The 22,392-nt window shown below is 47.0% G+C and carries 21 protein-coding genes; 12 read left to right on the forward strand and 9 right to left on the reverse strand.

The genetic code is table 11. The annotated features are described in order from the left end of the window. Positions 1-18: 18 nt before the first annotated feature. The 7 genes from ACFQZI_RS06750 to ACFQZI_RS06780 form a co-directional block, all read right to left on the reverse strand. Positions 19-1,185, reverse strand: a complete 1,167-nt coding sequence (locus tag ACFQZI_RS06750; protein ID WP_377140152.1) for a Pycsar system effector family protein — start codon at positions 1,183-1,185, stop codon at positions 19-21. Position 1,186: 1 nt separating this feature from the next. Continuing rightward, positions 1,187-1,468: a hypothetical protein gene (locus ACFQZI_RS06755; RefSeq protein ID WP_377140155.1), complete on the reverse strand. Its 282-nt coding sequence runs from the start codon at positions 1,466-1,468 to the stop codon at positions 1,187-1,189. Between the two features lie 26 nt (positions 1,469-1,494). Next, the gene (locus tag ACFQZI_RS06760) at positions 1,495-4,074 is read right to left on the reverse strand and encodes a BamA/TamA family outer membrane protein (RefSeq protein WP_377140158.1); all 2,580 of its coding nucleotides are present in this window, start codon (positions 4,072-4,074) and stop codon (positions 1,495-1,497) included. Positions 4,075-4,490: 416 nt separating this feature from the next. Beyond that, positions 4,491-6,098, reverse strand: a complete 1,608-nt coding sequence (locus tag ACFQZI_RS06765; protein ID WP_377140161.1) for a Na+/H+ antiporter — start codon at positions 6,096-6,098, stop codon at positions 4,491-4,493. A gap of 141 nt (positions 6,099-6,239) precedes the next feature. Continuing rightward, the gene (locus tag ACFQZI_RS06770) at positions 6,240-6,686 is read right to left on the reverse strand and encodes an OsmC family protein (RefSeq protein WP_377140164.1); all 447 of its coding nucleotides are present in this window, start codon (positions 6,684-6,686) and stop codon (positions 6,240-6,242) included. After that, a complete protein-coding gene (locus tag ACFQZI_RS06775) occupies positions 6,683-6,985 on the reverse strand; it encodes a GNAT family N-acetyltransferase (RefSeq protein WP_377140167.1) in 303 nt (100 codons plus the stop codon). Before ACFQZI_RS06775 ends, ACFQZI_RS06770 begins: the two co-directional genes overlap by 4 nt. 23 nt (positions 6,986-7,008) lie before the next feature. Next, the gene (locus ACFQZI_RS06780) at positions 7,009-7,218 is read right to left on the reverse strand and encodes a (4Fe-4S)-binding protein (RefSeq protein ID WP_377140169.1); all 210 of its coding nucleotides are present in this window, start codon (positions 7,216-7,218) and stop codon (positions 7,009-7,011) included. A gap of 561 nt (positions 7,219-7,779) precedes the next feature. Between ACFQZI_RS06780 and ACFQZI_RS06785 the strand changes: the two genes are divergently transcribed. Together ACFQZI_RS06785 and ACFQZI_RS06790 are read left to right on the forward strand one after the other, a co-directional pair. Next, positions 7,780-8,358: a Crp/Fnr family transcriptional regulator gene (locus tag ACFQZI_RS06785; RefSeq protein ID WP_377140172.1), complete on the forward strand. Its 579-nt coding sequence runs from the start codon at positions 7,780-7,782 to the stop codon at positions 8,356-8,358. A 363-nt stretch (positions 8,359-8,721) separates the two neighbouring features. Beyond that, positions 8,722-9,351, forward strand: a complete 630-nt coding sequence (locus ACFQZI_RS06790; protein ID WP_377140174.1) for a hydrolase — start codon at positions 8,722-8,724, stop codon at positions 9,349-9,351. 267 nt (positions 9,352-9,618) lie between these two features. Here the strand turns inward: ACFQZI_RS06790 and ACFQZI_RS06795 are convergent, their stop codons facing one another. Further along, a complete protein-coding gene (locus ACFQZI_RS06795) occupies positions 9,619-10,203 on the reverse strand; it encodes a Crp/Fnr family transcriptional regulator (protein WP_377140177.1) in 585 nt (194 codons plus the stop codon). A gap of 463 nt (positions 10,204-10,666) precedes the next feature. Between ACFQZI_RS06795 and ACFQZI_RS06800 the strand changes: the two genes are divergently transcribed. The 9 genes from ACFQZI_RS06800 (at position 10,667) to ACFQZI_RS06840 (ending at position 20,269) form a co-directional block, all read left to right on the forward strand. Continuing rightward, on the forward strand, positions 10,667-11,707 hold the full coding sequence (locus ACFQZI_RS06800; RefSeq protein WP_377140180.1) for an LLM class flavin-dependent oxidoreductase: 1,041 nt from the start codon (positions 10,667-10,669) through the stop codon (positions 11,705-11,707). A 77-nt stretch (positions 11,708-11,784) separates the two neighbouring features. Beyond that, positions 11,785-12,696 (forward strand): pirin family protein, encoded by a 912-nt coding sequence (locus tag ACFQZI_RS06805; protein ID WP_377140183.1) that lies wholly within the window; start codon positions 11,785-11,787, stop codon positions 12,694-12,696. Positions 12,697-12,780: 84 nt separating this feature from the next. Further along, positions 12,781-13,761, forward strand: coding sequence for a zinc-dependent alcohol dehydrogenase family protein (locus ACFQZI_RS06810; protein WP_377140185.1), 981 nt, complete (start codon positions 12,781-12,783; stop codon positions 13,759-13,761). Positions 13,762-13,799: 38 nt separating this feature from the next. Continuing rightward, positions 13,800-15,203, forward strand: a complete 1,404-nt coding sequence (locus tag ACFQZI_RS06815; RefSeq protein WP_377140187.1) for an ATP-binding protein — start codon at positions 13,800-13,802, stop codon at positions 15,201-15,203. A gap of 35 nt (positions 15,204-15,238) precedes the next feature. Continuing rightward, on the forward strand, positions 15,239-16,906 hold the full coding sequence (locus tag ACFQZI_RS06820; RefSeq protein WP_377140190.1) for an FAD-dependent oxidoreductase: 1,668 nt from the start codon (positions 15,239-15,241) through the stop codon (positions 16,904-16,906). 67 nt (positions 16,907-16,973) lie between these two features. After that, on the forward strand, positions 16,974-17,435 hold the full coding sequence (locus ACFQZI_RS06825; protein WP_377140193.1) for a nuclear transport factor 2 family protein: 462 nt from the start codon (positions 16,974-16,976) through the stop codon (positions 17,433-17,435). 584 nt (positions 17,436-18,019) lie between these two features. Then, positions 18,020-18,427, forward strand: coding sequence for a hypothetical protein (locus ACFQZI_RS06830; RefSeq protein ID WP_377140196.1), 408 nt, complete (start codon positions 18,020-18,022; stop codon positions 18,425-18,427). Between the two features lie 40 nt (positions 18,428-18,467). Then, positions 18,468-19,529 (forward strand): sensor histidine kinase, encoded by a 1,062-nt coding sequence (locus tag ACFQZI_RS06835; RefSeq protein ID WP_377140199.1) that lies wholly within the window; start codon positions 18,468-18,470, stop codon positions 19,527-19,529. Between the two features lie 2 nt (positions 19,530-19,531). Further along, positions 19,532-20,269 (forward strand): LytR/AlgR family response regulator transcription factor, encoded by a 738-nt coding sequence (locus tag ACFQZI_RS06840; RefSeq protein WP_377140202.1) that lies wholly within the window; start codon positions 19,532-19,534, stop codon positions 20,267-20,269. A gap of 186 nt (positions 20,270-20,455) precedes the next feature. Here ACFQZI_RS06840 and ACFQZI_RS06845 read toward each other — a convergent pair whose 3' ends face one another. Beyond that, positions 20,456-21,082 carry an alpha-ketoglutarate-dependent dioxygenase AlkB gene (locus tag ACFQZI_RS06845; protein ID WP_377140205.1) on the reverse strand — a complete coding sequence of 209 codons (627 nt, stop codon included), beginning with the start codon at positions 21,080-21,082 and terminating at the stop codon, positions 20,456-20,458. Positions 21,083-21,169: 87 nt separating this feature from the next. Here ACFQZI_RS06845 and ACFQZI_RS06850 point away from each other — a divergent pair, with 87 nt between their 5' ends. After that, positions 21,170-21,865 carry a hypothetical protein gene (locus ACFQZI_RS06850; RefSeq protein WP_377140208.1) on the forward strand — a complete coding sequence of 232 codons (696 nt, stop codon included), beginning with the start codon at positions 21,170-21,172 and terminating at the stop codon, positions 21,863-21,865. Positions 21,866-22,392: the final 527 nt, after the last annotated feature.

The following is a 22,392-nucleotide window of genomic DNA, read 5'->3' on the forward strand; positions in this document are numbered from 1 at the left end:
TATCAATATTTTTAAGGTTTACCGTGTAGAGATAAAAAATGCGAGAATGGAGACCGCCAGGCCGCCAAGGAAGACCATGTACGCGTAGGACAGGAAGGTGAACTTCTTGTTAAGCACTTTGCGCACATTGAATACCTCCTTGTACATTTCATTGTAAACATGCTCTTTGCCGCCTTTCAGGAAGCTGTCCAGCTGTACCGAATAAGTATCAAAGTCCGCATCCCGGAATTCCGTACCAACCAGGTCAAAACTGCCGAAGAAAAAGGTCTGGTAACTTTTGGATGAACGGTTCTGAATATAGGAATTGCGCTGGGGCCGGCTGGCCAGGATACAAAGCAGAATGGTCACAAAGGCCACGGCCAGGATGATAAAGATAGGAACGATCAGCATCGGGTATTTCTCCGTGCGACTCATGGTAAATCCGATCACCACGGAGATCAGGACCGAGTTGACCTGGATCAGCAGTCCTGCCTTGGAATCGGCTACATCGACCAGTTTTACATAGTTGCGGAACGCGATCTTGAAAAGGTCCTCGGTCTCTTTATCAGACATGGCCGAGGGCGCGCCCTTACCGGCAGCAGGTTCACCGGACATCCGCTGAATGCGTCTGATCACTTTGTTCTTATTGCGGAGCAACTCATCCGTGTAATGCTTTTTCGCATAATCAGTATAGCAATGGGTACCGGAAAGTTCATCCTGTAATCTGTTCAGGATAGCCAGTTCATCGTACTGCTCATCATTAAGCCGGTTCAATTCCTCTTTGAGATAAACCACATGGAGAAAAAGGTCATCCATGGCCAGCCGGTAATCCAGGGCATCCCAAACAACCTTGTCCAGTTGGGTTAACGGTGCCTCATTAAGGCTGTGGCGGCTGATCAGACCGCGAACGATCTCGACCTCCTCCGCCGGGTAGTCGACCTGAGCAGTAAAATCGTTAAGCAGTTTGATACCGGTATCCTCCAGGACCATGATATTGGTCACCCCGGCAAAGCGGAAACAGCAGGCCAGCAAGGCATTGCCCAGGTCGTAACCCTTTAGTTTTTCGTCTTTGGCGATCTTGCTGCACTCCTGGGAGATGCGGGTACACAAAGACAGGCCGAAGTTGAAGTTCTCTTCGGAGAAGGAATGATAGTAACTGCTGAGGTAACCCAGCGCGGATGCGTAGACGCTTTGTATGTTCTCCATATCAGTTCTGCAGGTTATGTTGTGAGGCCCGGAGCTCTTCCACGAGTGCCGGCGAAGGCTGCACGCCGGTGATCGCCGGGGTTGCCTTAGCCGCCCCGTCCGTTTGCTCAGCAGCCGTGATCCCGGCCGCTATGCTTTCGTACTGTCCGAACTCTGCGATACGGCCGCATAAAAACTCAAATGCTTCTTTGCGTTTCTTTTTATCTTTTTCTTTTTCAAAGGCTTTGATGACCGCTGCAAATTTCTTTTTCAGGAATCTGACCTGTTCTTTTTTCTTGCTCATAGAAATTAATAGTTTAAACGAACCGGTCACAGCCGGTAATTCAATGAAATGTATGGATACCAGCCCTCCGCGGAATGTCCCGCAAGCAGCTGCACGACGCCTAAACCTGCCGGTGAGAAATAAAGGCCGCCGCCTTCGCCATGGTGCCAGGTGTCCGAATTAGCCTCTGACTGCCATACCCGGCCCGTATCAAAGAATCCGGTAAAACCTAATTGCCCGGGAAGGATATAGCCGGCGATGTTGGCAATGCGCAGCCGCGCCTGGAAATTGTTATAGATCATGTGCTCACCGGCGAACCTGTTCTTCAGGTATCCCAGCAGGTTGCCCTGGCCGCCAAGGTACATGGACTGGTAAAATCCGGGGTTACCCGCGCTGATGCCGCCGCCGATACGGTCTGAAAGGACAAGCCGCCCTTTGGGATCCGCTTTGCCATAAACGGTAAATGAGGGGATCAGCTGCGCAAATGACCGTGCAGCATTGTTCAGGCCGGCATAAGCCTGCAGCCTGACGGAGAGCAGGTAACCGCTGCCGGTCAATATCGTATTGTCACGGCGATCCTGAATGAAATTCAGCAGCAGTCCGGCATGCAGCTTTGTCTTCTGATAAGAGGTGCTGTCATATGTACGGATCAGTCCCGGACGGGTAACAGATCTGCCGATATTGTCCTCCTCATCAAACTGATAGAACTGAACAGACGGTCCTGCACTGATAAAGCTGTTCTTTCCGGTCTGCCAGCGCAATGCCGGGTTGAGGTGATAAACATTATATCGGGCACGGTAAAAGCGGCGATAGTCTCCGGTCTTGTCAAATACGGTATTGTTGCCCTGGCCAAAAAAGTTCTGGGTATTATCAGGTGCCTGCGCTATGAGATCCAGCGTCAGGTCCGCCTTGCCGATCGCTTCCCGCCATTGTCCGGAGTAATTGATACCGAATGCGTTCGTCGAAAAGGAATGCGTCAGCATTAACTGTTGTATCGTGGTGTACGGCTGTTTGCGAAAGCCGTCATGGCCGGTGTACCGGAAACCCAGGCCGAACAGGAATCCGTCATCCCGGTTGATATTGGCTGTCGCCAGCGGCATCCAGACATTGTAGGGATCGGTCGGAATGAATTTCCGGTTGATGGTATCCGCAGAAAGATGCAGCCTGATGCGGGAAATGTTTCCTGTATAGCGGGAACTGTCCGATCCCCCGTAAATGTGTACGGCCTTTTTTGCCGCCTGAATATTAAAATGTTTATCGCCGGTACTGTCCACGATGCGCAAACGAACGGACGCATTAGGAGCGTTGATACTGATCCTGTCCTCGCCGCCGGAAGTGTAAAGGCGCAGTTCCGAGGTGATCTTCGGATCATAGGTCATATCCATTAAGGTGCCCCGCGTGGTGCCATCCTTTGCTGTTTTTTCCACCAGTACGCGCAGGCCGTTGCCCGCACCATCACTGATCGTTACCTGCTCATTTTTGTCGGTCAGGCGCAGATCGGCTATCCGGTAAATGAACCGGTAATATTCCGACATTGCGGCGGGGATATGGTTGCGCCGTTCCCGCATTTTGCTGAACAGTTCATCGTGGCGCAGCCGGTAGATCTCTGCCGGTAAACCCCTTAAGCCGGCTTCGAGCACTTCGTCCGTTTCTGCCTTAACGAATGCATCGGTGATCCGCTTCCAGTCAGCATAGCTGATCTGTGCATCCGGATAGGCCTTGAGGAACCTGGTCTTGAACAGGCTGAATTTAACATGTGGTATTTTGGGGTCATAATCTTCCAGCGCAGGATTGATCCAGGGCAGCGAAGCGATCCAGGGGAAAACACCGTTGTTGATATGGAACACCTGGTCGCGGTCACGCGGGACAGCGATATATTTCCGGGCGTTACCTTCGCGCGTCACTGCCCAGCGCCACTGGTCTTCATGCCGGTCCCAGTCACCCAGTAACAGGTCAAGCAGGCGAGCACGCAGGAACTGCTCACCGTTGAAACGGGCCTCGTAGCTTTGCATCAGTTCCTTTTCGAACTTAAAGGTATTATCGGTGGGGCCGGCCGGATCACGTTCTTCCAGCAGGCAGATCATCCCGGTGAAAAGGTTTCGGTACTGCCCGAGTGCCGGATCATCAGCAACAACGCCGATGACAGGCTTGGAGTACGGTACCCCGGCGGCTTTAGCCAGCGGGGGTACGACCAGTGCGGAAAACGGTTCCTGACCGCTGAACTCATCGCCAACCCAGTCGACCACAAAAGTTCCGCGTAAAGCCTCAGGCACGACCTTGTCCGGTATCTTTTCCACGCTGCGCAATACCCATTCCCGGCCTTGTGCATCTGTCAGCCGCAGTGACTTGGACTGCATGCCGCCGCCTTCCCGGACGGGCGTAAGCCCGCCGTGCAGGGCGGAGATGCGGAGCACCGGCATTTTAACCGGCATAGCCCAGTCCCTGCGATAATTCTCTCCAAAGAGCATACGGTGAAACCCGTTGACATTATTGTATGACGGATGCACATCGGCCTGTACACTGTCAGCGCCCGGTGGTATCGTAATTTTGCCGATCTGTGCAAGCAGGCTGGCCGGAATGAACAACAGCGGTAGAGATATTAACTTGAACAGGGAAATTATTCTCATAGATATAGTGATAAGCAATCCCCGGAAAAGATCCCGGGGGCTGAAAGAAAAGGATTGTTAATGTCGTGATCATTTCGACCGGGATATCGCTAAGCCGAACGATCGGTTATTCTCTGCTGGCGGCGCCTGCGATCACCTCAGCCACAGCATTTTTCTTTGATACAATTACACTGTGACCGCCTATGATCTCCGTAATATTTGTCCCGGACCTTCGGTACATCCTGCGATAAACTTCCGGGCGGCGCTAAATATTAAAAAGGTAATGTTGGCCATGCTGATAAGTACTGCAGGGCGCCTGAGATTTGATCTTGTTTTCATTTGAAAGGTATCTGTCTCTCTTTATTATAGTTGTTTGGTTTTAATCCTTTTAAAATCAGTTTTTGTCCGGTAACTCCCGGCTTTGTGTTTCCTCCGGTCTACAGATCAGTTTCTGAAACTTTCATATCGTTAATATCCAGGAGGTGTTCTGCTTTTCGTATCGCATCGTCCGTATAGGTCTTTTCTTTTTTCATTTTGAAAAGTTCCCTGCGCTGCAGGTCGTGAATATCTGACATGATCCGCTGAAATCCTTCCCGCTCCAACGCCCTGTTCGTACAGGCCTCCACCGATGCCAGATAGCTCTGATGTCCGGTTATCTCATGTTCAAGCCTTGCCGTATAGGCCCTTACCAAACTATTGGTTTCGCTGGCAGAAGTGTGGTTCCCGTTCAGGTGTTGTAGTGCCAGCGTGTCCAGTCTCAGGCGGATGCCGGCATACTGTTCATTCTGCGGGAGCACGGGGTCCAGTTCATCGATACGGAGCAATCTGATGATCAGGGGGAGCGTAAGGCCCTGAAAGACCAGTGTGACAAAGATCACGATGAAGGTCATGAAAATGATGAGATCTCGTTGAGGGAACGACGCCCCGTTACTGATCAGGAGCGGAATAGATAAGGCGGTAGCCAGCGAAACCACACCACGCATGCCTGCCCAGCCGATGACCAGCGGGTTTTTCCATCCAGGCCGGGGAACGTTGTCCATCCGTTTGCTGATCCACCAGGGAAAGTTGGCCAGCGCATACACCCACACCAGCCGGAGCGCGATCAATACCAGGCTGATCAGCAGGCCAAATTTGATAGCCTGAAAAACAGATACGCTGCCCAGCCCGCTGACTATACCGGGCAGTTCAAGGCCAATGAGTATGAAGACCAGGGTATTCATCACAAAGATCAGCGTGTGCCAGACCGCTTTCATATTGACCCGGGTGCCTCCGGTCGTAAAGATCTCATGTGCACGAAAGGACATGAACAAGCCGCCGCTCACAACGGCCATAACCCCGGAAAAATGGAACTGCTCGGCGGATAGATACAGCAGGTAAGGTGTCATCACTGTCAGTGTCGCATCAATAGCCGAACTGGTCGGCAGAAAGCGGTGTATGGCGTACATGACATGCGCCCCGGCCAGTCCGACCACAACGCCCATGCCGGCCACCAGAAAGAACTGTCCGGAGGCCTCCTGCATGGAAAACGTACCGGTAAAGATCGCTGCAAGGGCAAAACGGAACACGATGAGCGAAGAGGCATCGTTCACCAGGCTTTCACCTTCCAAAATCGTGATGGTCCGGCGGGGGACTTTAAGGCCTTTCAGCACTGTGGTAGCCGCTACCGCATCGGGCGGAGATACGATGCCTCCTAATAAAAATCCCAGACCCAGTGTAAATCCTGGAATAAAGGCATGTGCCGTACAGGCAACGATCAGCGAGGTCAGGAATACCAGGCCAAAAGCCAGCAGAATGATGCTGCCTGACCATTTTTTGAATTCCTTCCAGGAAGTATACCAGGCCGCCTCATACAGCAACGGAGGTAAAAAAATGAGGAAAATAAGTTCCGGGTCTGTTTTTACCGCAGGGATGCCGGGAATAAAACCGATCCCCAGACCGGCGAGTACCAGAAATATCGGATAGGCGATGCGCAGCTTTTGGGCAAGCATGACCAGCAGCATCACTACAAAAAGTAATCCGAGGATCAAAAGCAGATCTTCATGCATAGCGTTTAATTTCCCTTTTTAATTGATCTGATGGACCGTCCATTTTCAGGATATACCGGTTTATCATTTACGCATCTCCGGTTATGGCGCACCTGCGGGATCAGCCCGCAGGTATGGCAAAAAGCTGTTGAACCTGAACAGCTACGTCTGATCCTCACCGGTTGCGGCGGGCTCACTGTTCATTTCCGTCGTTATCTTAATATCACCTTTGAGTAATTTGGATATCGGGCAGCTTTCTGCTATGCGGATGTGTCGCTGCTGCATCTCCGGATCCGGCACGTTCTCCAGGCTGATGCTGCGTTCGATGAGCAGGACCGGCCCGCTGCTTTCCAGTTTATGGAACATATTAGCTTCTACCGTTATCACCTTAATGTTCAAATCCTTGTGGTCGATATACATCCGTAGCGTTGCCAGGGTGCAGGATACCAAAGATGACAGCAGTAAAGTAAAGGGATCCGGTCCCAGGTCTTGCCCGCCCAGTTTTTCCGGCTCGTCCGTGATCAGGATACCGTTTCTCCACCGGATAGCTGACCTGAATTTCTCAGCTCCTATCGTACCCCGGACGGAATCTTCTAAAACGTATTTCATTGATGCCAATCTTTAGACCACACATCGTCATATTCCGCAGGGTGACGGGTAAACTGCGCATTCACATAAGGGCAGAGCGGAATGATCTTCAGGTCATTTTCCCTGGCATATCTTACCAGTCTCTCCAGAAGTAATTTTGCAAACCCCCTGCCTTCGAACTCGGGATCGACCTCGGTATGGAATACTGCCAGCCTTCCGCCTGTCAGCGCCAGGTTCATCTTACCTACCTGTACATTATCAGAGAATAGCCGGACCTCGGCATGGATCTTATCCGTAAAATCAACACTTGTATTTTCCATTATTCAGTAACTTCCTTGTTGGTTTAAATTTGTTTGATACTTAACGCGCCTGACGGGCATCTGGCGATCTGGTCGACCAGTTCCTGTGTCGTCGCATTTTCTACCCTGATCCAGGGCCGTGCCTTGGGATCATAAACGCCCGGAAGGGTCCTGACGCAGACACCTGAATGTATGCAGACCTTTGGCTTCCAGATGATGGTAATTTCCCCGTTCGGATATTCTAAAGCTTCCATGAGTTATTTTAATAAAAATGCTAAGACTAAAAAAGAGCGTGAGGAAGTCCCCCTCTGGTTTTACGTCCTGACGCATCTCTTAATGTCGAAACCGCAAATTTCAGTAAGAGCATCAGATCTGAAAGATGATAAATGACAGAAAAATTAGTAGACAAATATCTACTCCTTGTCATCCATTGTTGTTTTATCGAATTTAATACGCTGCTTTTAAAACCGTTCAGCGCATCCTTATCGAAGCATTGATGAGTTACGATAGTTTGCCGGGCCCTCCGATTGCCTGTCATGGGAGATAAGAAAGGCGTATGCCATGTGTAAGGCCGGGCAGTTGGCTTCCGCGACCATCTGTAGTGACCTGATCTGCTCATTGGTAGTTAATTATACGAAGTGAAAGGCGCGCGAAATATTCAATCGTTTTATTGAATAAATCGTCGACAATTATCATCGTTTAAAACCTTATGTGATCGTGAAATTTGCCATCAGAAAAAACGTGGACGTGGTCGTTCCTATGAAGAATTTCTCGCCTGTCTTTTTCTGCACTTTTCACTTTAAAAATCAAATATCATGTTCGAAAATATCCTTTCTCACATAGGTAAGTGCATAACGCTGACGGATGAGGAAAGAAAGATCTTCACCGGTTTCCTGGAACCTAGAACTGTAAAGAAAAAGACTTTTTTACTGCGACAGGGTGAGGTCTGCCAATTTGAAGGGTATATCGAAAAAGGTTGCGCAAGGATCTATTATGTCGACCTGAACGGGCATGAGGTCATTTTATCTTTCGCTACAGAAGATTGGTGGCTTGGCGACATAGCTTCTTTTAATGAGCAGAAACCAACGCGTTTTTTTATTGAAACGCTGGAAGACACGGATATGTATATCCTAACCCCACAGACAAAAGAACAATTACTGGCACGTGTTCCGAAGTTCGAACGCGTTTTTCGGATCCTTGTACAGCGAAATCTTTCTGTTACGCAAAATAGGCTGATCAACAATATGGCTATGCCGGCATCGGAGCGGTATCTGGAATTTATCAGAACCTATCCTTCCGTACCGCTCCGGGTAGCGCAATATCATATCGCGTCCTACCTTGGCGTCACGCCGGAATTCGTCAGCACGATCCGCAAAAGACTGGCGGCAAAGTAAAAGGTATACGCGATTTTTTTTTATTCTTTTGCCCGATTTCTTAAACCAGTTCAATGACCAGCAATTTTTAGAACCGCAACTTTGTAGCTCGATCCGCTTGTTTGAATATGTTCACGAAACTGTTATTGGCGAAGATCTTTTACAACGATACTAATGTTACCGCTATGAAAAAACATCTTTCTACTCATCCAATGATGCTGTCAGGCACACTTCTTAAAATAACGTCCCGACACCTTATTTACGATGTTTCTCATTAGTTGAAGCGCGGCTGGTTCCTGCTTTTCATACGTCCCGGACCAGGCCGAGGCACCTTGTTTACAATTCAATAATTCATATATTTTTTAACTATCAAAATTAAGACAAATGAGTAGCATTAATCCCATCCGTGATCCTAAGAACGATCATTTGATAACCCCTGAAAATTCCGCCCTTCTTCTTATCGATTACCAGCCTTTGCAGGTCAGCTCTGTAAGATCAATGGATAACGAACAATTGGTCAATAATATCTCGATAGTGGCCAAGCTCGCTACCGGCTATAACGTTCCGGTCATACTTACGACGGTGAACGTTGCGACCGGCCTGAACAGACCGACCGTTAAAAAGATCAAAGACGAATTACCTGGTCTTGTCGAGATAGACAGGACAACGGTCAATGCCTGGGAAGACCAGGAGTTCCAGGATGCCGTAAAAGCGCTGGGCCGTAAAAAACTGATCGTATGTGCTTTGTGGACCGAGGTATGCCTGTGTTTTCCTGCATTGGATCTGATCAAAGAAGGCTATGAGGTTTACACGATCGTTGATGCCGTAGGCGGAACATCTGTCGTAGCTCATGACGTTGCGCTGCGTCGAATGGAGCAGGCCGGTGTACAATTATCTTCTGTGACCCAGTTCGCCTGTGAACTTCAGCGGGATTGGAACCGTACCGATACCACAGGCGTATTTGTTGACAGCCTGAAAGCGAACGGATCATTCTTTGTTGAAAGCCTGCGCTAATCGTGACATCAGCCGGACCGGATGGTCAGTAGCAGGTGTAAGTGCATAAGTCTACTTTTGGTACTGACCTGATCGGTGTTAAAAACCTTCGTTCGTTACTACACGTACCGGACGAAGGTTTTGATGTTTTTTAAGGTCGTCAGCCTGCGATCTGAAGTGAACTATCATTTATATTCAACACGAATTCAGGAAGCTGTCAAGAAAGTAAGGTATAATCTGTCAGAAAGAAAGCAGACTTTTGCGAATTTCACATCATTATCCCGCAATTCACTTTTGGAAGCGCTGCCGTTTAACACGGCTCAGGGTATCCTTATTCACGCCGATATAAGACGCGATCAGGTGCTGCGGAAAACGCTCGACCAGTTCCGGGTAACGATCTGTGAAATCGGTATAACGTTTTTCTGCGGGTGAACTGATCGAAGAGGTCAGTCTCCGGTGATTGGCGATCATATTCCGTTCATCAAGCTGACGCATCATTTCACAGAATGCAGGAATCGTTTTAATAAGCTCTAATGTATTTTCCCTGCTGACCAATAGCAATTCGGAATTTTCCCAAGCATCGATATTGTAATTGCTGGGGGTATTCATAGCCCAGCTTTCCCGATCACCCATCCACCAGCCTTCTACGCCCAGGCGAATGATATGTTCCGCGCCTTTATCATCAACGGAATACATCCGCATAGAACCGCTGATAATAAAACCGATAAATTTCGACTGATCTCCTGCCTGCAGCAAAAACTGCTTTTTCCTCAGCTTGAACGGGATAAATGCCTTACTAAGCAACTCCTTTTCTACATCTGAAAGTGGGTCGGAACTAAATTTTTTCAGATACTCAAAAAAAGCCTCGTACATAGTAACCTTTCCTATTTTTTTAGAATTATATATCAGTTGAAATCACCATAATAATTAATACAAATATAGCTTAATTTTTACGCATTTCAACAATACGCGACCGATCAGGTAGTTATAAAGTATTGATAATATGTTACTTATCCAAAGAATTTTAAGTAGAATATTTACTTTAAGATAATGCAACAGAACATAAAATACAAGATCGTAGACATTAGTCTATTTATTTTCCTGACATATATCATCTTTCCATGACTCTCCGGATAGTGATCTTTGCAAAAGCGTACGACAGATGCCATTCAAGCTATTTTGCCGGAGATTGTAACAGCCGAATTAACCGTTTATTAATGGGTCCGCCTTTCGGTCATTCCCTTCAGCAAGCATTCGTTTGATGTTTACAGAACGACCAAAATGAACTGTCTGGTCCGGCCATTGGATGGGACACGCTAGAATAACAAGCAATTTAATGATCAAAAAAAATACAATGGAAATAGGCATCGATAGTTTTGCTTCGGCAATGTATGGCAGTGAACTCGGGAGCGTTGATGCTATGGAACAGCTCCTTGACAGGATAGTTGCAGCCGACGAGGCCGGACTTGATATTTACGGGATCGGGGAACATCATAAAAAGGAATTTTTGGATTCGGCGACAGCGGTGATCCTTGCTGCCGCTGCAGCCCGAACAAAAAAGATCAGATTGACAAGTGCGGTCAGCGTACTCAGTACGTCCGATCCCGTTCGCTTATTCCAGAGCTTCGCAACGCTGGATATCATTTCGAAAGGCCGGGCAGAGATCGTTGTCGGCAGGGGATCCGCAGTGGAATCGTATCCCTTATTCGGATTTAAAATGAATGATTACGACGCCTTGTTCAAAGAAAAGCTTTCATTGCTGCTTCAGATACGGGACCATGAATTCGTAACCTGGTCGGGTAAATTTCGTCCGGAATTAAAAGACCAGCCCGTATACCCCCGACCTTTACAGGACAAGCTCCCTATTTGGGTAGGTGTAGGCGGAACGCCGCAATCGTTCGTACGCGCCGGTATGCTGGGCCTTCCGTTAATGGTCGCTATCATAGGTGGTGATACTTACCGTTTCAGGCCTTTGGTCGATCTGTACCGTAAATCAGGCGCAGAGGCCGGCTTCAGACCGGAAGAGCTTATTGTAGGACTTCATTCACCCGGATACGTTGGAGAGGATGACCGTTCGGCGATAGATGATTACTACCCGGGATATTCCGAGATCTGGACGAAATTTGGGCGTGAACGCGGCTGGCCGCCGGTCACCAGAAGTTCATTTGACAGCCAGACAGCCGCCGACGGTGCTATCGTTTTAGGCGGACCTGAGACAGTCGCTAAAAAGTTGATACGGCATAGCGAAGCGCTTGGCGGTGTCGATCGCTTCACCTTCCAGATGGATAATGCGGGCCTTAGCCATCAGCAGCTTTTGCGCTCCACTGAACTGATAGGAACAAAAGTGATCCCTTTATTGAGAGAGAAAGGTCATTAATACGATCGCCCTCCTTTAACAACAAATTGCACTACCCATAAAGCAGGCTTTAAGCCTGCTTGGATCAGTTTACCTACATGAAAAAGAAAAGCAGTTTTTCCACTCAGGGACAAAGAGAAGATATCGGCGAACTGGGAATTCAGCGCCTGCTGCCTAACAGGTATGCAAACGCCGTTGGGCCATTTGTGTTACTGGATCATATCCTACCGAATATCCAGCAAAAGGTCAGTTCAGAAGGCACCGGCGCTCACCCGCACAGGGGCATCGCCACGCTGACCTATATCCTGAATGGTGAAGCCAGGCACTTCGACAGCGCCGGGCATTTTGCGATAGTCCGTTCAGGTGGTGTACAATGGATGAACGCCGGCAATGGTATCATTCATGATGAAACGATCAACCATGATCCGCAGACCGATTCCAAACTGATCCATGCCTTTCAGTTCTGGATCAACCTGCCCGGAATTATCAAGGCGGAAATGCCGTCCTACAGATCTGTGCAGGCAGAGGAAGTGCCTGTAAAAACTCTGGCAGACGGAAAAGGGTGGATCAAAGTGGTCATCGGCACCTATGAGGATCTGTCCGCTGTGATACCGGATTATTCTGAACAGTTCCTTTATCATGTCCGCCTGGAGCCGGGGAGCGCTTTGGTTTTTGAATTTTCGGAGAGAACGGAAGTTGCCGCTTTTTTGCCTTTGCTACCGGTCATGATCAATGATGAAAATTTTAGGGGTGGTGATTTCGCGGAATTCGACAGGGAGGCCGGCACGATCGAATTGCGAAATGGTAACCCGGAAGCTTGTGACATCCTACTGTTCGGCGGCGAACCCTATACAGAGCCGATCTTCGCGGAGGGACCCTTCGTCATGAATTCCAAGGTAGATACAGCTATAGCATACAGGGATTATTTCAACGGCGATTATGGCAAGATCGACTATGAACAGCATAGCTCCCTGAATAATGGCCAGCCTCCGGAAAACGCAGATCAATAATACTGTAATGAACATCCGCAGGCAGAATTTCGGCTCTGCCAGAAAAGCCGACACGCTGATCCGGGTTCTGAACGAATAGATCTTATGAAAAGACTTGTATTTGATAAACACGGTGATCCGGCGCAGGTGCTACGGATAGAAGAAGCGCCTGTTCCCTTAGCGGCGGCAGGTGAACTGCTTGTCCGCATGATCCGGAGACCGGTTAATCCTTATGAATTGGCAATGATCTCTGGTGGTAATGGTTCTGAGCCGGCAGGTACGCAGGTACCGGGCTTCGAGGGTATCGGGATCGTGGAAGCGGCCGGCAGTCAGGATCTGGCTTTCACGAAGGGACAGCGTGTTATCCCTGCACCTGTTGATCTGCCGGGAACCTGGCAGGAATACGTTACAGGTCGTCCGGAACAATTTGTTCCCGTTCCTGACAATGTGGACGACACGCAGGCTGCACTTATAGTAAATCCGCTGACCTGTCTGGTCATTCTCCGCGAGATCTTGAACATTAAAGAGGGACAATGGGTAATGAATACCGCTGCTTCCACCAATATCGGGCAGTTACTGATCCAGTTGGCCAATATATTGGGATTTCAGCTGATCAACGTGGTGCGGAACCGTGCGGCTGAAGAAAATATCAGATCGCTGGGTGCAGGTTATATCATCAATACCAATACGGACGACCTTATTACGGTTTGCGAACGCCTGACCAAAGGTCGGGGTGTTAATGCCGTGGTTGATCCTGTCGGCGGACGGACAGGTTCCATGGCCGCGAAGACACTTGCCTTCGGCGGAAAAATGCTGCTGTTCTCTGATATGTCCGGTGACAGCGTCAAGATCGAGCCTATGGAATTCATTAGTAAAAAGCTGACCGTTGCAGGTTACACCAGTTTTCACTGGCTTAACGAAAACAGCTATGAACATAAAACAAGGCTGATTAGTGAAATATTTACACTGATAGCGAATGAACAGCTGATACTAAAGTCAGACGGAGATTTCAAGCTGGAAGATTATAAGTTAGCGATCGAACGGTCAAAAGAATCGGGCCGGCACGGAAAGATCATGCTTGTTTAATATTCAAAACGATCCGATTTTCTTAAAAGGAAAAACCTATGAAAGATAATATTACCACCACATGGCTGCGGGCCATAGACAGTTTTAAGGATGTACCCCTGGATCAACTGCAATGGTTCATAGATCGGGGGACGGTTCTTGATCTGCCTTCCGGAAATAACCTGTTCAGCAAGGGCGATCAGATGCCCGGACCGTTTGTGATCTTGTCGGGAAAACTGATGCTGAGTGTGCCACGGGGCCAGGAACTGCACGAAGCCGGGATCTTCGAGACGGGTGCTATCGGAGGATACCTGCCGTTTTCGCGGGGCAAGTTTGCGGGAGTAGTAGCGGATGTCGTGGAAGACATGACCTATCTTCAGCTGCCGTTAGGTGAGATCGACGAGATGATCCGGACACAGTTCGATCTTACACAAGCGCTCGTGCATGTAATGGCTAATCGTATCCGGGAGGCTACCGCCTTCGAGCAGCAAAATGAAAAGATGATGGCCCTAGGAAAGCTTTCCGCGGGACTTGCTCATGAATTGAACAATCCGGCGGCGGCGGTGGTCCGCGGTTCCGTATCGTTACTGCAGCACCTGAAAGCAGTTCCGGACGTCTTCAGGCAGGTGATGTCGCTTGGGCTGGATCGTACTGAAGCTGATCACCTGACCGATATCATTTTAAACGCGTTGTTAAGAACGGCAAAACCGGAACTGAGCATGATGGAGCGATCATCTCTGGAGGATGACCTCCTGGATTGGTTAGACGATAACAACATTGCAGAGGCCGCGGAGATCGCAGAAAGCCTGGTCGATTTCGGGCTTGGTACTGAAGAACTGGATAAACTTAAAAAGGAATTTTCCGCTACGGCTTTTCCGGCGGTGCTCAATTTTATCAAAAGCAATCTCATCACGGAGAAGATCGTGATGGATATTCATGAGGCGTCCGGCAGGATCTCCGATCTTGTAGGTGCGGTCAAATCATTTACCCATATGGACCAGGGCCACGGCAAACAATTCGCCGACATACATAACGGGATCCGGAGTACTTTAAAGATGCTCCAGTTCAAGATCAGGAATGCTAACGTACAGGTCGTCGAAAATTTCGATTCGACTTTGCCGGAGATCAATGCCATGATCGGGGAACTTAACCAGGTTTGGACCAATCTGCTTGACAATGCCCTGGATGCGATGGAAGGGCAGAAGAACGGAAAACTGGTCATTACCACGCTCAGGAATAAAGAGTGTGTGCGGGTGACTATTTCAGATAACGGACCGGGCATTCCTGAAGACGTGAAAAGTCGGATCTTCGACCCTTTTTTTACTACGAAACAGATCGGTAAGGGCACAGGGCTCGGTCTGGATGTAGTGATGCGAATCATTAAACAACACAAGGGTGCCGTCAAGGTACAATCCAGGCCGGGACAAACTGATTTTATCGTGGAAATGCCGATCGGTCACTGAACTGAATTATTCACTTAATCCCAATTATTAAATTTATGAGCTTACCCATTATATTTTGCATAGACGACGATGCTCAGGTTTTAAGAGCGATAACACGTGACCTAAAAACACGTTACCGGGATCGGTTTCGGATCCTGAGTACCATAAATGTACAGGAAGCGCTGGAGAGTTTACAGGAATTATACAACAAAGGAGACGCCGTGGCATTGTTCCTGGCCGATCAGCGCATGCCCGATATGCAGGGTGTAGATTTTCTTATTAAAGCCATGCATTATTTCCCGGAGACCAAACGGGCACTGTTGACCGCCTATTCTGATAAAGAATCGGCCATCAAGGCGATCAACGAAGTAAAGCTCGACTACTATCTGGTCAAGCCATGGGACCCGCCTGAAGAAAAACTGTTCCCGGTAATTGACGACCTGCTGCATGACTGGCAGATCGACTACCACCCTGTATTCAGGGGCATTAAAATGATCGGTTATCAATATTCTCAAAGTTCACATGAGATCAAGGACTTTCTGGCCGGAAACCTGGTTCCTTACCAATGGCTGGATATCCAGTCGGATCAGGAGGGAAAGAAATTATTGGAGAATAACGGTTTGGCGGAATCTGACCTGCCGGTCATATTCCTGGAGGACGGCACTTACCTGACCCGCCCGGGCTTAGTCGAACTTGCCGGCAAAATAGGCTTAAATCCTGATCTTCAATTGCAGGAAGTTTACGACGTAGTGATCATCGGTGCCGGTCCTGCGGGTCTCGCCGCCGGTGTTTATGGTGCTTCCGAGGGACTCAAGACGCTGCTGATCGAGCGCCGCGCTCCGGGCGGCCAAGCAGGAACCAGTTCACGTATCGAAAATTACCTTGGTTTTCCCACCGGTTTAAGCGGTGCTGAGCTGACCCGCAGAGCTATGACACAGGCTACCCGTTTAGGTGTCGAGTTCCTTTCACCTCAATCAGTGCGGTCGATCGAAGAAAAGGATGGCTATAAACGGATCATCTTGGACGATGCATCCGATATAGTTACCCGCAGCGTAGTGATCACCACAGGTGTCGATTACCGCAAACTGGAAACTTCCGGCGTATCTGAATTAACCGGAGCGGGCATTTATTACGGCGCCGCCATGACGGAGGCCACCGCCTGTACGAACAAAGATGTCTATATCGTGGGCGGCGGTAACTCTGCCGGTCAGGCCGCTATGCATCTTTCGAAATTTGCCAGAAACGTATATATCCTGATCCGTAAAGATGACCTAACCGATACGATGTCGGCCTATCTGATCGACCAGATCGCCGCAGAAAATAATATCCATGTCGTGCCAAGAGTGGAGGTTGCATCAGCCTATGGTGCAGAGAAATTGGAAAGTCTGGATATCCGCACATTGGATACGCAGGAACTGAGGAACTTGCCGGCGGACGCCCTATATATTTTCATTGGCGCAAAGCCATTCACGGATTGGATACAGATGCATATTATCAAAGATGATAAGGGATTTGTTAAAACGGGACGTGATCTGAAAACACATGCTGACTTCCCTAAGATATGGAAACTAAAACGTGACCCTTATTTACTGGAGACCAGCAGCCCGGGGATCTTCGCGGCTGGCGACGTGAGAGCAGGTGCCATGAACCGTGTAGCCTCTGCAGTCGGTGAAGGTTCGATGGCGATCAGTTTCGTGCACAAGTATCTGGCGGAAGTTAAATAAGAATGATCTGATGCGGTTGTTAGATACACACCCGTCTCATCCATTAAAAAAATTAGAATCAATAAAAATGAAGACACCACAACAAACTATCGAACTTTTTTTAGCAAACACTACAAATCCCGATATTATCAGATCGGTCGTTGATCCAAACGCAACTTATATTTCGCTGAACTTTAACAACCCTGAATTACAGCGAATCCTGCCTTGGACCGGGACCCATTATGAAGGGGCGAAAGGTTTTATCGACACTTTTGCCGGAGTTAATGAATTTTGGACCATTCAGGCTTTTCAGGTGCAGGATATATTTTCAGAAAATGAAAAAGTAGCCGTTTTCGGTAGTTTTACTTACACTTCCAGATCGCTCAACAAGCAGGTTACTTCTCCATTCTCGATACTGGCAAAGGTAAAAGATGAAAAGATCTATCATTTCATGTTCATGGAAGACACTTTCGCCACGGCTGGTAGTTTCAGAATAACTCCGGCAGGTACGTTTCATAGTGATCCAAAAGCAAGTGAATTTGAAGTATAATTTGATCAAAATCAGGAATATAATGGGTGAACTACAATTATACTGCGTTTGGCAATTTTTAGGAGACAACCTGATCGATTAAGGGTCACGTAGTACACCTGTATGGACGACGATGGCAACTTGTTCTTCGGTCAGGCGTAAGTAAATAGGCGGTGCTAAAGTAAGCGGCATCGCCTTTATGATTCGGCTTTAATGGCCCCGGGTGCTATCGAGGCAATGTTAAGTTTCATGGGCATTAAATAAGGTATTATTCGATCAGCTTTAGAACGGGTAGCTCAATATAACAACTTCCTTCGCCAGTCGGCTAAGTTTGAGTTCGCATGCAGACGTTATTATCGCCATCAGCTGATCAAATATTATTTAAGTTCAAACAACCATATGGTTAAGCTAATCAAATTTTTAATTCACCAATTTCACATCGGGCAAAAGCCTGTTCGCATAATTAAGTTTACCACCGGTAAATCCGAAATTACTTTTGCTTCATGGTTTTCCGATATTCCAAAGACCGTTGATCTAATGATCTAATGTTTTTAAGGAATGGAAAGCCGTTGATAACTTACTAATTGATAATTAAAAGAATTAAAATGAGAAAAGCAACAGTATTTTCGCTTATCACATTCCTGGTAATGGGGATATTAGCAGCATGTTCAACGCCTTCCTATTTTGGCAAAACCTATTCACCTACATCAGATGTCGATGTTTACCTGGCTAAAAACGATGTTAAAAGGAACTACACGACCATGGGTTCTACTAAAGTCGGCAAAGGTTTCGGCTCGCTGGAGGCTGCACAGCAAAAGGTGATCGAATTAGGTAAAGCTAAGGGGGCAGACGGTGTGATCATGGAACTTAATGAAGAGGTCGTAAGCACACAACAAACCGGTACCAGCAATGTATCCCTTTCAAAAAAGAAAAATGTAACAGGTACCAACAGTTCCTCAACTATGGATATAAAAGCAAAAAAAATAACTGCTACCTTCATTAAATATGAATAATAAGTAGCTATTAGAGTGTGACGATGATCTGTGATAAAAGATGATAGCATTGATCAGGTTTTTCAAGTATAACAGCAGGCGCCTGCTGTTACTTACTGTTTTTTCGCTGTTCATTTACGGATCGTTCTTCATGCTTTCGTATCTGGTAACACCAGAGCAGACGATCAGGAATTTTGCCGGCGACGATGGTCTCGCGTTTAATATAATAAGCTTTATTGCAGAGTCTGTTATAACGCATTACCTGCTGATCTTCGTTGTCATACTGCCTGCTATGCACGGGCAACGTAGTCGCAGAAGCGCTTTTTTGATAACGATAGCAGTCTTTCTGATGAAATTTGCGGTCAATTATGGCAGCTACCTTTATGAGAAAGACAACAACGATGTCGTGAGAAACAAGTTATCCGAAAATTCTTTAGGCTGGATACTGATCATATCTTATTTATTTACGCTGGTCAGCAGCCTCTCTGTAGCCTTGCTGGTAGAGTGGGTCAATAAAAGTAAAGAGCGGATCTTACTGCAAAAGCAGCGAACCGAGGCAGAGCTAACTGCTTTAAAGCACCAGATCAATCCTCATTTTCTTTTTAACTCCTTAAGCTTTATCTACGGCAAGGTGATCAAAACGGACAGGGAGACCGCTGATTCAGTATTGATACTGGCTAACATTATGCGCTATGCATTGGCTACGGGTGAAGGTATTGATGGAAAAGTAAATATCATGGATGAACTCGAACACATGAAGAATGTAGTGGAGATCAACCAGCGCCGTCACGACCATAACTTAAATATTAAATATGAGGAGCAGATAGACGATCAGTCTATAAACATCCTTCCTCTGATCCTGATCACGCTTGTAGAGAACGCTTTTAAGCACGGCGACCTGCATGATACTGATCATCCCTTGTTGATCAGGATCAGCACCAGTGTTAACCAGCTTAGCTTTGCAATTGAAAATAAGAAAGGTAAAGGGATCAAAGAACTTTCGAATGGCGTCGGCCTTCAAAATATCAGGCAACAGCTCAAATTAACTTATGGTGATCGCTGTACCTTTGTGACAGAAAATATAGATGAAGCTTTCCGTGTAACTTTACATATAACATTCTGAGTATGATCGATTGCGTTATTATAGATGACGAGCAGCACGCAATAGACCTGCTTCTTCAACATATCAGTCAGGTGCATTTTCTGCGGGTGGTGGGAACTGCCACGAACCCGATCAAAGGATTGGCCATGATCACCGACCTGAAGCCGGGCCTCGTTTTTCTGGACGTACAAATGCCACAGCTTACCGGGGTCGAAATGCTTAAACTGATCAGTAAGGATAGCCACATTATTATGACTACTGCATATAAAGAATATGCCGTCCAAGGCTTTGAGCATGAGGTTGTTGATTACTTGCTGAAACCAGTTCAGTTCCTCCGATTTTTAAAAGCGGTGAACCGGATGTGGACTATCCACAGCAACCAGCGTCCGGTCATAGAACAGGATCACTATGTGTTTGTCAAAACCGAGCAAAAAGGGAAGTTATTGAAGATCGATGCCCGCAGAATAACCTATATCGAAGGGCTGAGCAATTATGCGATCATTCACATGGATGATAAAAAGAAGATCATCACTTATTTGAAGTTGAAAGAATTGTCGGAAAGCCTTGCGGCGAGGGGTTTTGTGAGAGTGCATAAATCATTCATCATATCGCTCAGCCATCTTACGGCTGTTGAAGGCAACATGGTCAGAATTCTGAATGTAGAGCAGCCGATCAACATTGGTGAAGCCTACCGGCAAGACTTTTTTGAGGTCATAAACACCAAAATGCTGTATGTGCCGCCTGATGATACAATCAATTAAAAGACTAGGCAAAAATAATTAGCAGAAAATGTTTTCAAATTTTTCAGCCCATCATTATTTAAGATTTATGGTTGCTGAGTTTCTAAAATGACGCTAAGGTTATTTAGATGCCAGTAACAAAATCTGCGAACAATACTTCCCTGCGTTTTAAGATATTCTTCCCGGTCAGGTTTGATCTCTATTTGATCAGCCCGAAATGTGAAACAGATCCTGAAGCATGTGGGCAACTTTGCCTGTCGGGTCCAGCTGATGAACGCTTTTAGATTTTACCTTTCTGTAAGTAATGGATACCCTGCGGTCGCGATGCTTTACCTCGCCGTTAACATTATCTTTTTTCCGAGGAGGTATGGCATGTTTCCATTTTTTCCGCGCATCGTCCTGCATCACATAGACAGAACGCCTGGGCACCTCGATGTCTATAACTTCTTCATTTTCCCCCCTGATAAAACGCATGATACAACCACTGCCCAGATTGACCCCGCAGATCTGGTTTTCATAATACATTCTGTCCTTGTGCGGTTTGATACCTTCCCCCGGATTATATTCATTAATGATCACCTGGTCAGGTAAGAGTTGTATGATCTCCTGCTTTACTAATTGAGTTGACAATTCGCGTATGTGTTCCGGCATTTCGACAGGAAAAGGCACCAGGCTATACGGTTTCTCCAGCTCGTTCCGGTAGCCATAATATTGCAGTCGCCTCAGGTAATCAACGATCCAGGTTTGGCTGTCTATTTCATCCAGCAACAGCAATTCTTGCTGTTCGGTAATAAATTCAGGATATAAAAAAAATCCGGGCAATGCTGTTTCCATCGGTTGATATAACATTTTCCTGACCTGGAGGTTTGTTGCCCAAACTTTTTACGGATCTGTCAATTATATATAGGTTATTAAAAGCTTATGAAAAAGAAGACCAGTCTTATTACCGGAATATTATTCTGTATCGTATCCGCTGCTATGGCTCAAGACGCGCCGATCATGGCCCTTGATCCCACACTGATGGCCGGGTGGTCCGGCAATCTGGCCTATGGTAACACTTTTGGGCCAAAGAGTTCCGTCAAGGCAAAAAGCAGCTTTCCCTATACATCTACACCTGCAATGCGACAATCGGTGGTAGCTTCGTTTACTAAGCGTCTGCAAAGCCAGAGTCCGCAAGGCGCCAATGCGGTGATGACAACATTTGGCCCCGGCAAGGCAGATTATGGAACCGTCTATGCCGAAATGTTAAAAACATCAGCATTACATGATAATGATGCTGCCGATGCACTGGCAGGTTTAATCTTAGCTGGTTATCAGATCGTGAACAATGTACCCGATGCAAAGGTAACAAAGGATAAGGAGCGGGCTGCGAGAATGCAAATAGCCGGAATATTGGCTAACAATTCAAAACTAAATGCGGCGTCAACGCGGGCACGAACAGCAGAGGAATTGAAACTGCAAACCGTTATTTTGGCTTTGGGGTTACAGGAATCTTTAAAAAACAACACAGCAGACACTTATCGTAAAAATATCGCAGACATGTTTCTGAAATCTTACCGATTGAACCTTTACCAGTTCCAATTGACAACAAAAGGATTCAGCAAAAAAAAATCCTAGTCATTTAAGGACCGAATCTTTAAACAGCGGCTTTTCCTGGCCATAGAGCGGGAATGGTTAATCGTAATAGACATCCAAATACCAGTCGACACAACGAATGTTTTTTAATAAATTCAGTTTCTAATGTGTTTCTGTAATTTAACAAAAATTTGATTGTCAGGTTGATTTAATTTTTGGATGCGAAAATACATTAACTGTATTGGCATACCCAATTTCTAAAAAACAAATCTTCAAGACTGGCTAGCACCCGATATTATAAATAGCGAACTAGTCCGGCAAATCGTAAATGCTGATTTAGTGTTATGGTATATTGTTGTGGTGTTTAACAATTCCTTTATGAGTGTTTCGACCCTATTCATGATTGCATTTTTAACCGGTAGCGAATATAAATTTCGCTATCAGGAGAGAAAAAGATAAGTCTGTAATCTATATCAAACGAATGAGTAATATGTATTAGTTATCTGATTAAGATTGATGGCATGATATTACTCGATATCGGCAAATTGGCTATGTTCAGTTACGCTGCT

The sequence above is a fragment of the Mucilaginibacter lutimaris genome (genome assembly GCF_042676625.1).
Classification (GTDB): domain Bacteria; phylum Bacteroidota; class Bacteroidia; order Sphingobacteriales; family Sphingobacteriaceae; genus Mucilaginibacter; species Mucilaginibacter lutimaris.